The sequence below is a fragment of the Streptomyces sp. NBC_00353 genome, assembly GCF_036108815.1.
Taxonomy (GTDB): Bacteria; Actinomycetota; Actinomycetes; order Streptomycetales; family Streptomycetaceae; genus Streptomyces.
Genome location: NZ_CP107985.1, coordinates 8,014,356 through 8,027,508 on the forward strand (window position 1 = coordinate 8,014,356; position 13,153 = coordinate 8,027,508).

The window sequence follows — 13,153 nt, forward strand, 5'->3', positions numbered from 1 at the left end:
CACTGATGAGCGACACCCCTGTGATCGGAGTCCTGGCTCTTCAGGGCGACGTACGGGAGCACCTGATCGCCCTGGCCTCGGCTGATGCCCTGGCCAGGCCGATCCGGCGCCCCGAGGAGCTCGCCGAGGTCGACGGTCTCGTCATCCCCGGCGGCGAGTCCACCACCATGTCCAAGCTGGCCGTCCTGTTCGGCATGCTGGAACCGCTGCGCGAGCGGGTACGCGCCGGAATGCCGGTCTACGGCACCTGCGCGGGAATGATCCTGCTGGCAGACAAGATCCTCGACCCGCGTTCGGGCCAGGAGACCGTCGGCGGCATCGACATGATCGTGCGACGTAACGCGTTCGGGCGGCAGAACGAGTCCTTCGAGGCGGCCGTCGAGGTCACCGGAATCGACGGCGGTCCGGTCGAGGGCGTCTTCATCCGGGCCCCCTGGGTGGAGTCGGTCGGCGCACAGGCCCAAGTCGTGGCCGAGCACGGCGGTCACATCGTCGCCGTACGGCAGGGAAACGCCCTGGCGACGTCATTTCACCCGGAACTGACCGGGGACCACCGAGTTCACGCGCTCTTCGTCGACATGGTGCGCGCAGTCCGATGACTCGATCCCGGTAGGATCTCTCGGGTTCGTTAAGAAATTGGTGACGCGAAGGAGACAGGCAGATGTCCGGCCACTCTAAATGGGCTACGACGAAGCACAAGAAGGCCGTGATTGACGCCAAGCGCGGCAAGCTCTTCGCGAAGCTGATCAAGAACATCGAGGTCGCGGCCCGCACCGGCGGTGTGGACCCCGAGGGCAACCCGACCCTCGTCGACGCGATCCAGAAGGCCAAGAAGAGCTCCGTCCCGAACAAGAACATCGACTCCGCGGTCAAGCGCGGTGGCGGTCTCGAAGCGGGCGGCGTCGACTACCAGACGATCATGTACGAGGGTTACGGCCCGAACGGTGTCGCGGTGCTCATCGAGTGCCTCACCGACAACCGCAACCGTGCCGCTTCCGACGTACGGGTCGCGATGACCCGCAACGGCGGTTCGATGGCCGACCCGGGTTCGGTCTCGTACCTCTTCAACCGCAAGGGCGTCGTCATCGTCCCCAAGGGCGAGCTGACCGAGGACGACGTCCTCGGTGCGGTGCTCGACGCGGGCGCCGAGGAGGTCAACGACCTCGGTGAGTCCTACGAGGTCGTCAGCGAGGCCACCGACATGGTCGCGGTCCGTACCGCGCTCCAGCAGGCCGGCATCGACTACGACTCCGCAGAGGCCAACTTCCTGCCCACCATGCAGGTCGAGCTGGACGAAGAAGGCGCACGCAAGATCTTCAAGCTGATCGACGCGCTGGAGGACAGCGACGACGTGCAGAACGTCTTCGCCAACTTCGACGTCTCGGACGAGGTCATGGAGAAGGTCGACGCCTGAGGCGCACTCAGCACAGCCTTCAGCACGGGCCGGCGGGGACACACCCCGTCGGCCCGTCGCATTGTCAGTGCGAGCCGATAGCCTGCGGGAACAGTTGACCGATCGGCAGAGGGGGCGCTTCATGCGGGTACTGGGCGTGGACCCGGGGCTGACCCGGTGCGGCGTCGGCGTCGTCGAAGGCGTCGCGGGCCGCCCCCTGACGATGCTCGGGGTCGGCGTCGTGCGTACCCCGGCCGACGCGGAGCTCGGCCACCGGCTGGTCGCCATCGAGCGAGGCATCGAGGAGTGGCTCGACGAGCACCGTCCCGAATTCGTCGCCGTGGAGCGGGTGTTCAGCCAGCACAACGTCCGTACGGTGATGGGCACCGCCCAGGCCAGTGCGGTCGCCATGCTCTGCGCCTCCCGTCGCGGCATCCCCGTCGCCCTGCACACCCCCAGTGAGGTCAAGGCCGCCGTCACCGGCAGCGGCCGCGCCGACAAGGCACAGGTCGGCGCGATGGTCACCCGGCTGCTGAGGCTCGACGCCCCGCCGAAGCCGGCCGACGCCGCCGACGCGCTGGCCCTCGCCATCTGCCACATATGGCGGGCCCCGGCCGTCAACCGCCTCCAGCAGGCACATGCGGCCGCCGCCGCGGCCCGCACCCCGCGCGTTCCCCGTACCCCCGCAGTTCCCGTCCGGAAGGTCCCCCGATGATCGCCTTCGTCAGCGGCCCCGTCGCCGCACTCGCCCCGACCACGGCCGTGATCGAGGTCGGTGGCATCGGCATGGCCGTCCAGTGCAGCCCCCACACCCTTGCCGACCTGCGGATCGGTCAGGAGGCCAGGCTGGCGACCTCGCTCGTCGTGCGGGAGGACTCGCTGACGCTCTACGGCTTCGCCGACGACGACCAGCGGCAGGTCTTCGAGCTCCTGCAGACCGCCAGCGGCGTCGGCCCGAGGCTCGCCCAGGCGATGCTGGCCGTGCACAGCCCGGACGCCCTGCGCCTCGCCGTCTCCGCCGACGACGAGAAGGCGCTCACCGCTGTCCCCGGCATCGGCAAGAAGGGCGCGCAGAAACTCCTGCTCGAACTGAAGGACAGGCTCGGCGAGCCCGTCGGCGCCCACATCGGCCGGCAGGGCGTCGGCACCGCCGTCTCCTCCTCCTGGCGCGACCAGCTGCAGGCCGCCCTGATCGGCCTCGGCTATGCGAGCCGCGAGGCCGACGAGGCGGTCTCCGCCGTTGCCCCGCAGGCCGAGGCCGCCCTCGCCGAGGGCGCCCAGCCGCCCGTACCGCAACTGCTGCGCGCCGCACTGCAGACGCTCAACCGCGCACGCTGACCGGACGCGACACCCCGACGCACGGGCATCGCACGGCCCGGCACCGAAACACCCGAGGCGGGACTGACCGAATGAACTGGGACGACACCGGACCCGACACCGACGAGCGGCTCGACGAGCGCCTCGTCGACGCAGGCGCGGACGGCGAGGACACCGCGGTCGAAGCCGCCCTGCGGCCGAAGGACCTCGACGAGTTCGTCGGCCAGGAGAAGGTGCGCGAACAGCTCGACCTGGTCCTGAAGGCGGCCCTTGCCCGCGGCGCCACCGCCGACCACGTCCTGCTCTCCGGTGCCCCCGGCCTCGGCAAGACCACCCTCTCCATGATCATCGCCGCCGAGATGGGCGCCCCGATCCGGATCACCTCCGGTCCCGCCATCCAGCACGCGGGCGATCTCGCCGCGATCCTCTCCTCCCTCCAGGAGGGCGAGGTCCTCTTCCTCGACGAGATCCACCGCATGTCGCGGCCCGCCGAAGAGATGCTCTACATGGCGATGGAGGACTTCCGGGTCGACGTCATCGTCGGCAAGGGCCCCGGCGCCACGGCCATCCCGCTGGAGCTGCCGCCCTTCACCCTGGTCGGCGCCACCACCCGGGCCGGACTCCTGCCGCCCCCGCTGCGCGACCGCTTCGGCTTCACCGGCCACATGGAGTTCTACGCCCCCGCCGAACTGGAACGCGTCATCCACCGCTCGGCCCGCCTCCTCGACGTCGCGATAGACGCCGACGGTGCCGCCGAGATCGCCGGCCGCTCTCGCGGTACGCCCCGTATCGCCAACCGGCTGCTGCGCCGCGTCCGCGACTATGCCCAGGTCAAGGCGGACGGCCGGATCGACCGCAGCGTCGCCGCCGCGGCACTCAGGGTGTACGAGGTCGACGCCAGGGGCCTGGACCGGCTGGACCGGGCGGTGCTCGGCGCGCTGCTGAAGCTCTTCGGCGGCGGCCCGGTGGGCCTGTCCACCCTCGCAGTGGCCGTGGGGGAGGAGCGTGAGACGGTCGAGGAGGTCGCGGAGCCCTTCCTGGTACGGGAAGGTCTGCTGGCCAGGACGCCGAGGGGCCGGGTCGCCACCCCGGCGGCCTGGGCCCATCTGGGTCTCGTCCCCCCGTCCCACGGTGGAAAAGGACAACAGGGTCTTTTTGGGGCGTGATGCGTCACAGGTTGGCCCAGATCAGGAACCGCGGTGCCATGCTGGGCGTTGTTCCATCGATGCGGACTCGCTTAGACTCCGCCGATGCCGTCCGTACAGGGCGGCGTGCCCACCCCCGTAGATCAGGCCGCATTTCAGCGCGGTCGTGCGAAGGAAACTCGTCCCGTGAATCCCGTGACTCTCCTCCCCTTCATCGTGCTCATCGGGGCCATGTTCCTGATGACCCGGTCCGCCAAGAAGAAGCAGGCTGCCGCCGCGCAGATGCGCAACGACATGCAGCCCGGCACCGGCGTCCGGACGATCGGGGGCATGTACGCCACCGTCAAGGAGCTGCACGACGACACGGTTGTCCTTGAGGTCGCCCCCGGCGTCCACGCCATCTACGCCAAGAACGCCATCGGCGCCGTCCTCGACGACGCGGAGTACAACCGGATCGTCCACGGTGACGGCGACGACATCGACGGCGCGATCGTGCCGGACGACGCCTCCTCGCTGACCGAGGCGACCGGCTCCGACGAGCCCGTCGAGGCCGACGCGGACGACGACTCCTCGGACAACGCCAAGATCGACCTGGGCAAGAAGGCCGAGGCCGACGACGTCGAGCCGAAGGCCGAGCCGAAGGACGTGAAGGCCGATGAGAAGGCCGACGGCGAGGCCGACGCGAAGTAGGGCATGACCCGGGGGATGCTGTGAGCCTACCGGCGTCCGGCATCCCCCGGAACGTGCGGTCTTCTGCGGGGGCAGGTCCCCACAACACTTCGTGGCCGCTCGGGCGCGTACCCGGCGCGGGGCGGTTGGACAGGGAGAAACGAGAAGGTGGCAGCACCGAAGAAGGGCCGAGGGCCGTCCGGCGGCCAGGGCAGGCCGGGGCGTGCCCTGGCTCTGATCCTGATCGCCATGGTCGCGCTCACCGGCGGGATGTTCTTGTCCGGTCACACCACGCCTCGGCTGGGTATTGACCTGGCGGGCGGCACGTCGATCACGCTCAAGGCGAAGAGTCAGCCCGGCAAGCCCGACGCGATCAACCCGACCAACATGGACACCGCGGTCAGCATCATCGAACGCCGTGTCAATGGTCTGGGTGTCTCGGAGGCCGAGGTCCAGACCCAGGGCCGGGACAACATCATCGTCAACATCCCCAAGGGGACGAACTCGAAGCAGGCCCGGGAACAGGTCGGTACGACCGCCCAGCTCTACTTCCGGCCCGTGCTCACCGTAACCGCAGGCCAGGCCACGCCCACCGACACGGCCAGCCCGTCGGCATCCGGTTCGGCCAAGCCGAGCGCCTCGCCCAGCGACAAGGAGACGGCGTCCGGTTCGAAGGCCACCCCCTCGGCCGGCGCCACCACCCAGGGCCGCGCGGTCACCGGCGCCCTGACGAAGGACACGTCGCCCAGCCCCGGCGCCAGTGCCTCCGGCACGCCGAAGGCGTCCGCGAGCCCCTCGGCCTCGGTCGACCCGGCCACCGCCGAGCTCCAGAAGCGGTTCGCCGCTCTGGACTGCTCCACCAAGGCCGGCCGTGCGAAGGCCGGTGCCAACGCGAAGCCCACCGACACCACGATCGCGTGCAGCTCCGAGGGTGACGCCAAGTACGTCCTCGGCCCGGCCGAGGTCTCCGGTACGGACGTGGACAGCGCCAAGGCCACGATCGACCAGCAGCGCGGCATGTGGATCGTGCAGATGGACTTCACCGACAAGGGTTCGAAGAAGTTCCAGCAGATCACCTCCAAGCTGTCCCAGCAGCAGTCGCCGATGAACCAGTTCGCCATCGCGCTCGACGGCGAGGTCGTCTCCGCGCCCCAGGTGAACGAGACGCTCAGCGGCAGCGCCGAGATCTCCGGCAGCTTCACCCAGCAGTCCGCCCAGGACCTGGCGAACGTGCTGTCGTACGGTGCGCTCCCGCTGTCCTTCGACGAGGACACGGTCACCACCGTCACCGCCGCGCTCGGCGGTGAGCAGCTCCAGGCGGGTCTGATCGCCGGTGCGATCGGTCTGGCCCTGGTCGTCATCTACCTGGTGGCCTACTACCGCGGCCTTGCGCTCATCGCGCTCCTGAGCCTCCTGGTCTCCGGCATCCTGACCTACACGCTCATGTCGCTGCTCGGCCCGGCCATCGGCTTCGCGCTGAACCTCCCCGCGGTCTGTGGTGCCATCGTGGCGATCGGTATCACCGCGGACTCGTTCATCGTGTACTTCGAACGCATCCGGGACGAGATCCGTGACGGCCGCACACTGCGTCCGGCCGTCGAGCGCGCCTGGCCGCGCGCCCGGCGCACCATCCTGGTCTCCGACTTCGTGTCGTTCCTCGCCGCCGCGGTGCTCTTCATCGTCACCGTCGGCAAGGTCCAGGGCTTCGCCTTCACGCTGGGTCTCACCACCCTGCTCGACGTGGTCGTGGTGTTCCTCTTCACCAAGCCCGTCATGACGCTGATGGCCCGTACGAAGTTCTTCTCCGGCGGTCACCCGTGGTCCGGCCTGGACCCGAAGCGGCTCGGCGCCAAGCCGCCGCTGCGGCGCACGCGTCGTGTCAACGCCCCCACCGACCCGAAGGAGGCGTGAGATGTCGCGACTCGGCAGTCTCGGCTCCCGGCTCTACCGCGGCGAGGTCGGTTACGACTTCATCGGCAAGCGCAAGATCTGGTACGGCATCTCGATCCTGATCACCATCACGGCCGTCGTGGCCCTGGCGGTCAGCGGCCTCAACATGGGGATCGAGTTCAAGGGCGGCGCGGTCTTCACCACTCCGTCGACCAGTGCCTCGGTCGCCCAGGCGGAGGAGTCCGCGGTCTCCGCCTCCGGCCACCAGGCGATCGTCCAGAAGCTCGGCAACGGCGGTCTGCGTATTCAGATCACCGAAGTCGACCTGGCGAAGTCCGACGCGATCAAGGCGGAGCTCTCCAAGGACCTCAAGGTCCCCGAGGAGAAGATCAACGCCGACCTGGTCGGCCCCAGCTGGGGTGAGCAGATCGCCAACAAGGCCTGGACCGGCCTCGGCATCTTCATGATCCTCGTGGTGATCTACCTCGCCATCGCGTTCGAGTGGCGGATGGCGATCGCGGCCCTGGTCGCGCTGATCCACGACATCACGATCACGGTGGGTATCTACGCCCTGGTCGGCTTCGAGGTCACCCCGGGCACCGTGATCGGTCTGCTGACCATCCTCGGTTACTCCCTGTACGACACGGTCGTCGTCTTCGACAGCCTCAAGGAGGGCACGAAGGGGATCACCAAGCAGACCCGGTGGACGTACAGCGAGATCGCCAACCGGTCGATCAACGGCACGCTGGTCCGTTCCATCAACACCACCGTCGTGGCGCTGCTGCCGGTCGCCGGTCTGCTGTTCATCGGTGGCGGTGTCCTCGGCGCCGGCATGCTGAACGACATCTCGCTGTCGCTCTTCGTCGGCCTCGCCGCCGGTGCGTACTCCTCGATCTTCATCGCCACCCCGCTGGTCGCCGACCTCAAGGAACGCGAGCCGCAGATGAAGGCCCTGAAGAAGCGGATCCTCGCCAAGCGCGCGGCAGCCGCCGCCAAGGGCGAGTCAGCCGAGGGCGAGCAGGCGTACGACGACGACGTCCACGTGGACGCCGCACCCACCGCTGCGGTGGTCGGCCAGCGCCAGCAGCCCAGGGGCCACGGCCGGACCCCGGGGAAGCGCTGATGACCAGCACCACCGAGAGCATCAGGGAACTGCTGCTCAGCCGGATCCGTGATGTGGCGGACTACCCGAAGCCGGGGGTGATATTCAAGGACATCACCCCGCTGCTCGCGGACCCGGTGGCGTTCACGGCTCTCACCGACTCCCTCGCGGAGCTGTGCGTCCGGCACGGCGCCACGAAGATCGTCGGTCTGGAGGCGCGCGGCTTCATCCTGGCCGCGCCGGTCGCGGTCCGGGCCGGGCTCGGTTTCGTACCCGTCCGCAAGGCCGGGAAGCTGCCCGGAGCCACGCTCAGCCAGGCGTACGAGCTGGAGTACGGCACCGCGGAGATCGAGATCCACGCCGAGGACCTCGCCCCCGACGACCGGATCATGGTGATCGACGACGTCCTCGCCACCGGCGGCACCGCCGAGGCCTCGCTGGAGCTGATCCGGCGGGCCGGTGCCCAGGTCGCGGGCGTCGCGGTCCTCATGGAGCTCGGCTTTCTCGCCGGCCGGGCCCGGCTGGAGCCGGGGCTCGCGGGTGCCCCGCTGGAGGCTCTGATCACGATCTGAGCGTCGCCCGCGGTAGCGGACCGTACGCGGACGGCACAATCGCACACACAGGACGGGCACCCGGGAACAGCCGGGTGCCCGTCCCGCGTTGTGAAAGGTCTCACCGTCCCCGGGGGAGCTCCGGCCGCAGGGTCGATACGATGGCCTTTCCGGGTGTCCGGATCCGCACGAGGAGCGCTCTTGCCAGACGAGGCCCAGCCAGTCGCCGCCCCGCAGCCCGACAAGCCCGCGGCGGTCCCAGCCACGCCCGAGAAGAAGCAGCCCGTGGCGAAGGAGAAGCCGAAGCCCCCGGCCCCCGAACCCGTGCGCAGCGCGGCGCAGGCGCCCATCAAGGCGAACGGGTCCGCCGCCGACCGGCCGGCCCCGGCCTCGCCGGCGCCGACAGCCCCGAAGCCCCCGGCCAAGCCCGCCGTCAAGCCCGTGGCTCCGGCCGGCGCCGTCGCTCGTTCCGGCGGTTCCTCCAACCGGGTACGGGCCAGGCTCGCCCGGCTCGGGGTGCAGCGCTCCAGCCCGTACAACCCGGTCCTCGAACCGCTGCTGCGTGCCGTCCGCAGCAACGACCCCAAGATCGAGACGTCCACGCTGCGTCAGATCGAGCGCGCCTACCAGGTCGCCGAGCGCTGGCACCGCGGCCAGAAGCGCAAGAGCGGCGACCCGTACATCACGCACCCGCTCGCCGTCACGACGATCCTCGCCGAACTCGGCATGGACCCGGCGACGCTGATGGCGGGCCTGCTGCACGACACGGTCGAGGACACCGAGTACGGCCTCGACACGCTGCGCCGCGACTTCGGCGACCAGGTCGCGCTGCTCGTCGACGGCGTGACCAAGCTCGACAAGGTCAAGTTCGGCGAGGCGGCGCAGGCCGAGACCGTACGCAAGATGGTCGTCGCCATGGCGAAGGACCCCCGGGTCCTCGTCATCAAGCTCGCCGACCGGCTGCACAACATGCGCACCATGCGCTATCTCAAGCGGGAGAAGCAGGAGAAGAAGGCCCGCGAGACGCTGGAGATCTACGCGCCCCTGGCACACCGGCTGGGCATGAACACCATCAAGTGGGAACTGGAGGACCTCGCCTTCGCGATCCTCTACCCCAAGATGTATGACGAGATCGTCCGTCTCGTCGCCGAGCGGGCGCCCAAGCGCGACGAGTACCTCGCCATAGTGACCGACGAGGTCCAGGCCGACCTGCGCGCAGCCCGGATCAAGGCCACCGTCACCGGACGCCCGAAGCACTACTACAGCGTCTACCAGAAGATGATCGTGCGGGGCCGGGACTTCGCCGAGATCTACGACCTGGTGGGCATCCGCGTCCTCGTCGACACCGTCCGCGACTGTTATGCCGCACTCGGCACCGTGCACGCGCGATGGAATCCGGTCCCCGGCCGGTTCAAGGACTACATCGCGATGCCCAAGTTCAACATGTACCAGTCGCTGCACACCACGGTGATCGGTCCCAGCGGCAAGCCGGTCGAGCTGCAGATCCGCACCTTCGACATGCACCGCCGCGCCGAGTACGGCATCGCCGCCCACTGGAAGTACAAGCAGGAGGCCGTCGCGGGCGCCTCCAAGGTCCGTACCGACGTGCCGAAGAACACCGGCCGCGGCCAGGACACCGTCAACGACATGGCGTGGCTGCGCCAGCTCCTGGACTGGCAGAAGGAGACCGAGGACCCCAGCGAGTTCCTGGACTCGCTGCGCTTCGACCTCTCCCGCAACGAGGTCTTCGTCTTCACACCCAAGGGCGACGTCATAGCGCTCCCCGCGGGTGCGACACCGGTCGACTTCGCGTACGCCGTGCACACGGAGGTCGGCCACCGGACCATAGGAGCACGGGTCAACGGGCGGCTCGTACCGCTCGAATCGACCCTCGACAACGGCGACCTGGTGGAGGTCTTCACCTCCAAGGCGGCCGGCGCGGGACCGTCCCGGGACTGGCTCGGCTTCGTCAAGTCGCCGCGCGCCCGGAACAAGATCCGCGCCTGGTTCTCCAAGGAGCGCCGCGACGAGGCGATCGAGCAGGGCAAGGACGCCATCGCGCGTGCCATGCGCAAGCAGAACCTGCCGATCCAGCGGATCCTGACCGGGGACTCGCTGGTCACGCTCGCCCACGAGATGCGCTACCCCGACATCTCGTCGCTGTATGCGGCGATCGGCGAGGGCCATGTCGCGGCCGCGGGCGTCGTGCAGAAGCTGGTGCAGGCGCTCGGCGGGGAGGACGCCGCCAACGAGGATCTCGCGGAGAGCACGCCGCCGTCCCGCAGCCGCCACAAGCGCCGCTCCAACGCCGATCCGGGTGTGGTCGTCAAGGGCGTCGAGGACGTCTGGGTCAAACTGGCCCGCTGCTGCACGCCCGTACCCGGCGACCCGATCATCGGCTTCGTCACCCGCGGCAGCGGCGTCTCCGTGCACCGCGCCGACTGCGTCAACGTCGACTCGCTGTCGCAGCAGCCGGAGCGGATCCTCGAGGTCGAATGGGCACCCACCCAGTCCTCGGTCTTCCTGGTCGCCATCCAGGTCGAGGCACTGGACCGGTCGCGGCTGCTCTCGGACGTCACACGCGTCCTGTCCGACCAGCACGTCAACATCCTGTCCGCAGCCGTGCAGACCTCGCGGGACCGGGTGGCCACCTCGCGCTTCACCTTCGAGATGGGCGACCCGAAGCACCTCGGACACGTCCTGAAGGCCGTACGGGGCGTGGAGGGCGTCTACGACGTCTACCGGGTGACCTCGGCCCGCAGGCCGTAAGCGCACCCCGCACATACAAGGAAGGGGCTCCCGTACGTCACGTACGGGAGCCCCTTCCTCGTGTGCGGTGTCCGGCTCAGCCGCCGAACTCCTCCAGGCCCTTCAGCGCCTGGTCCAGCAGTGCCTGGCGGCCCTCCAGCTCACGGGCCAGCTTGTCGGCCCGGGCGTTGTTGCCCGCGGCGCGCGCCGTGTCGATCTGCGTACGCAGCTTGTCCACGGCAGCCTGCAGCTGACCCGTCAGACCCTCGGCGCGCGCACGCGCCTCCGGGTTCGTCCGGCGCCACTCGGACTCCTCGGCCTCCTGGAGCGCCCGCTCCACCGCCTGCATCCGTCCCTCGATCTTCGGGCGGGCGTCACGCGGCACATGGCCGATGGCTTCCCAGCGCTCGTTGATGGCACGGAACGCGGCCCTCGCCGCCTTCAGGTCCTTCACCGGCACCAGCTTCTCGGCCTCGACCGCGAGCTCCTCCTTCAGCTTGAGGTTCTCGCCCTGCTCGGCGTCCCGCTCGGCGAAGACCTCGCTGCGGGCGGCGAAGAAGACGTCCTGCGCACCGCGGAAGCGGTTCCACAGATCGTCCTCTGCCTCGCGCTGGGCGCGGCCCGCCGCCTTCCACTCCGTCATGAGATCGCGGTAGCGCGCGGCCGTCGTCCCCCAGTCGGTGGAACCGGACAGCGCCTCGGCCTCGACGACCAGCTTCTCCTTGGCCTTGCGGGCCTCCTCGCGCTGGGCGTCCAGCGAGGCGAAGTGCGCCTTGCGGCGCTTGGAGAACGCCGAGCGCGCGTGCGAGAAGCGGTGCCACAGCTCGTCGTCCGACTTGCGGTCGAGCCGCGGCAGGCCCTTCCACGTGTCGACGAGCGCCCGCAGGCGCTCGCCCGCGGAGCGCCACTGCTCGCTCTGCGCCAGCTCCTCGGCCTCGACGACCAGCGCCTCCTTGGCGTGCTTCGCCTCGTCGGTCTGCTTCGCCTTCTGGACCTTGCGTTCCTCGCGGCGGGACTCGACCGTCGCGACCAGCGCGTCAAGGCGCTTCCGCAATGCGTCGAGGTCACCGACCGCGTGATGCTCGTCGACCTGCTGACGCAGATGCTCGATGGCGGTCGTTGCGTCCTTCGCCGACAGGTCGGTGGTCTTCACCCGCCGTTCGAGGAGGCCGATCTCGACCACGATGCCCTCGTACTTGCGCTCGAAGTAGGCCAGAGCCTCCTCGGGTGAGCCGGCCTGCCACGATCCGACGACCTGCTCGCCATCGGCTGTACGCACGTACACGGTGCCCGTCTCGTCGACGCGGCCCCACGGGTCGCTGCTCACAGCGCCTCCTCCACCTGATGCCTGTGAGAGGGTTCGCCCCCCTGGCATCGTCCACAGTTTCCTGGGGCGGGCTGCGCGCCCGCCCTGCACAACGCCAATCTAGGCGACCGGCCGCCCGGCTGTCCGCACTCAGCGCGGCCGAATTCTTCGGCCCGCACCCCGGCGGCCGGACCGGACTCGCCGGGCCGGCCGCCCCGGTCGGCTCAGGCCTTGTCGACGGCCGCCTTCGAGATGGTGACGGCCTTCTTCGGGGCACCGTCGGCCGCGCCACCGGTGACACCGGCGGTCCCGACCGCCTTCACGGCCTTCAGCGAGGCGGCGTCCATCGTGCCGAACGGCGTGTAGCTCGGCGGGAGTTTGCTGTCCTTGTAGACCAGGAAGAACTGGCTGCCGCCGGTGTGCGCCTGACCGGTGTTGGCCATCGCCACCGTGCCCGCCGGGTACGTCACCGTGCCGTCCTTGCCCGCCTTGCCCAGCGCGGTCAGGTTCTCGTCCGGGATCGTGTAGCCCGGGCCGCCCGTGCCGTCGCCCTTGGGGTCACCGCACTGCAGGACGAAAATGCCCTGCGTGGTGAGGCGGTGACACTTCGTACCGTCGAAGAAGCCCTTGTCCGCGAGCGACTTGAACGAGTTCGTCGTGTGCGGGGTCTTCGCCGCGTCCATCGTGAACGCGATGTCGCCCTGGCTCGTCTTGAGCGACATCGTGTACTTCGACTTTTTGTCGATCTTCATCGCGGGCTCGGGCGCACTGCTCTCGCTCGCCGAGGGCGAGGGCGAAGGGGACGGGCTGGTGCTCGACGCCGCGTCGTTCTTTTCCTTGTCGTCGCCGCCGAGGGAGACGAACGCGGTGACTCCCACGACCGCCACCACGGCCAGCGCGGACGCGATGACGACGGTGAGTCGCCTGGTCCTGCGGCGGGCCTCCTCCCGGCGCTGCTGCTGCCGCTCGAACTTCTCCCTGGCGAGCTGCCGCCGCCGCTGATCGCTGCTGACCACCGGGTGATCTCCTTGT

The 13,153-nt window shown here is 69.5% G+C and carries 12 protein-coding genes; 10 read left to right on the forward strand and 2 right to left on the reverse strand.

Annotated elements, in window-relative coordinates:
• Nucleotides 1–5 precede the first annotated feature (5 nt).
• The 10 genes from pdxT to OHA88_RS36205 all read left to right on the forward strand — a co-directional run bounded on the left by pdxT (nt 6) and on the right by OHA88_RS36205 (nt 10,836).
• A complete protein-coding gene (pdxT, locus tag OHA88_RS36160; protein ID WP_030918809.1) occupies nt 6–599 on the forward strand; it encodes a pyridoxal 5'-phosphate synthase glutaminase subunit PdxT in 594 nt (197 codons plus the stop codon).
• 62 nt (nt 600–661) lie between these two features.
• Nucleotides 662–1,414 (forward strand): YebC/PmpR family DNA-binding transcriptional regulator, encoded by a 753-nt coding sequence (locus OHA88_RS36165; protein WP_030918812.1) that lies wholly within the window; start codon nt 662–664, stop codon nt 1,412–1,414.
• A 121-nt stretch (nt 1,415–1,535) separates the two neighbouring features.
• The gene (gene ruvC / locus OHA88_RS36170; RefSeq protein WP_030918815.1) at nt 1,536–2,108 is read left to right on the forward strand and encodes a crossover junction endodeoxyribonuclease RuvC; all 573 of its coding nucleotides are present in this window, start codon (nt 1,536–1,538) and stop codon (nt 2,106–2,108) included.
• Nucleotides 2,105–2,731 (forward strand): Holliday junction branch migration protein RuvA, encoded by a 627-nt coding sequence (gene ruvA / locus OHA88_RS36175; RefSeq protein ID WP_328628598.1) that lies wholly within the window; start codon nt 2,105–2,107, stop codon nt 2,729–2,731. Before ruvC ends, ruvA begins: the two co-directional genes overlap by 4 nt.
• 71 nt (nt 2,732–2,802) lie before the next feature.
• Nucleotides 2,803–3,876, forward strand: coding sequence for a Holliday junction branch migration DNA helicase RuvB (gene ruvB, locus OHA88_RS36180; protein WP_328628599.1), 1,074 nt, complete (start codon nt 2,803–2,805; stop codon nt 3,874–3,876).
• Between the two features lie 165 nt (nt 3,877–4,041).
• A complete protein-coding gene (gene yajC, locus OHA88_RS36185) occupies nt 4,042–4,545 on the forward strand; it encodes a preprotein translocase subunit YajC (RefSeq protein ID WP_328628600.1) in 504 nt (167 codons plus the stop codon).
• Between the two features lie 147 nt (nt 4,546–4,692).
• Nucleotides 4,693–6,435: a protein translocase subunit SecD gene (gene secD, locus OHA88_RS36190; protein WP_328628601.1), complete on the forward strand. Its 1,743-nt coding sequence runs from the start codon at nt 4,693–4,695 to the stop codon at nt 6,433–6,435.
• Between the two features lies 1 nt (nt 6,436).
• Nucleotides 6,437–7,537, forward strand: coding sequence for a protein translocase subunit SecF (gene secF / locus OHA88_RS36195; RefSeq protein ID WP_328628602.1), 1,101 nt, complete (start codon nt 6,437–6,439; stop codon nt 7,535–7,537).
• Complete coding sequence (locus OHA88_RS36200) at nt 7,537–8,088, forward strand: adenine phosphoribosyltransferase (RefSeq protein WP_328628603.1); 552 nt, start codon at nt 7,537–7,539, stop codon at nt 8,086–8,088. The genes secF and OHA88_RS36200 overlap by 1 nt, the downstream gene beginning before the upstream one ends.
• Nucleotides 8,089–8,268: 180 nt before the next feature.
• Complete coding sequence (locus OHA88_RS36205) at nt 8,269–10,836, forward strand: RelA/SpoT family protein (protein ID WP_328628604.1); 2,568 nt, start codon at nt 8,269–8,271, stop codon at nt 10,834–10,836.
• 76 nt (nt 10,837–10,912) lie between these two features.
• On the opposite strand, the gene OHA88_RS36210 is transcribed toward OHA88_RS36205, so the two are convergent.
• Together OHA88_RS36210 and OHA88_RS36215 are read right to left on the reverse strand one after the other, a co-directional pair.
• Nucleotides 10,913–12,142 (reverse strand): DUF349 domain-containing protein, encoded by a 1,230-nt coding sequence (locus tag OHA88_RS36210; RefSeq protein ID WP_267006197.1) that lies wholly within the window; start codon nt 12,140–12,142, stop codon nt 10,913–10,915.
• 203 nt (nt 12,143–12,345) lie between these two features.
• The gene (locus tag OHA88_RS36215; protein ID WP_328628605.1) at nt 12,346–13,137 is read right to left on the reverse strand and encodes a peptidylprolyl isomerase; all 792 of its coding nucleotides are present in this window, start codon (nt 13,135–13,137) and stop codon (nt 12,346–12,348) included.
• Nucleotides 13,138–13,153 lie beyond the last annotated feature (16 nt).

Excerpts from the sequence above, each read along its gene's own strand:
- secF (WP_328628602.1), top strand. The coding sequence starts at position 6,437 with ATGTCGCGACTCGGCAGTCTCGGCTCCCGGCTCTACCGCGGCGAGGTC.
- ruvA (WP_328628598.1), top strand. The coding sequence starts at position 2,105 with ATGATCGCCTTCGTCAGCGGCCCCGTCGCCGCACTCGCCCCGACCACG.
- OHA88_RS36200 (WP_328628603.1), top strand. The coding sequence starts at position 7,537 with ATGACCAGCACCACCGAGAGCATCAGGGAACTGCTGCTCAGCCGGATC.
- OHA88_RS36165 (WP_030918812.1), top strand. The coding sequence starts at position 662 with ATGTCCGGCCACTCTAAATGGGCTACGACGAAGCACAAGAAGGCCGTG.
- ruvB (WP_328628599.1), top strand. The coding sequence starts at position 2,803 with ATGAACTGGGACGACACCGGACCCGACACCGACGAGCGGCTCGACGAG.
- pdxT (WP_030918809.1), top strand. The coding sequence starts at position 6 with ATGAGCGACACCCCTGTGATCGGAGTCCTGGCTCTTCAGGGCGACGTA.
- ruvC (WP_030918815.1), top strand. The coding sequence starts at position 1,536 with ATGCGGGTACTGGGCGTGGACCCGGGGCTGACCCGGTGCGGCGTCGGC.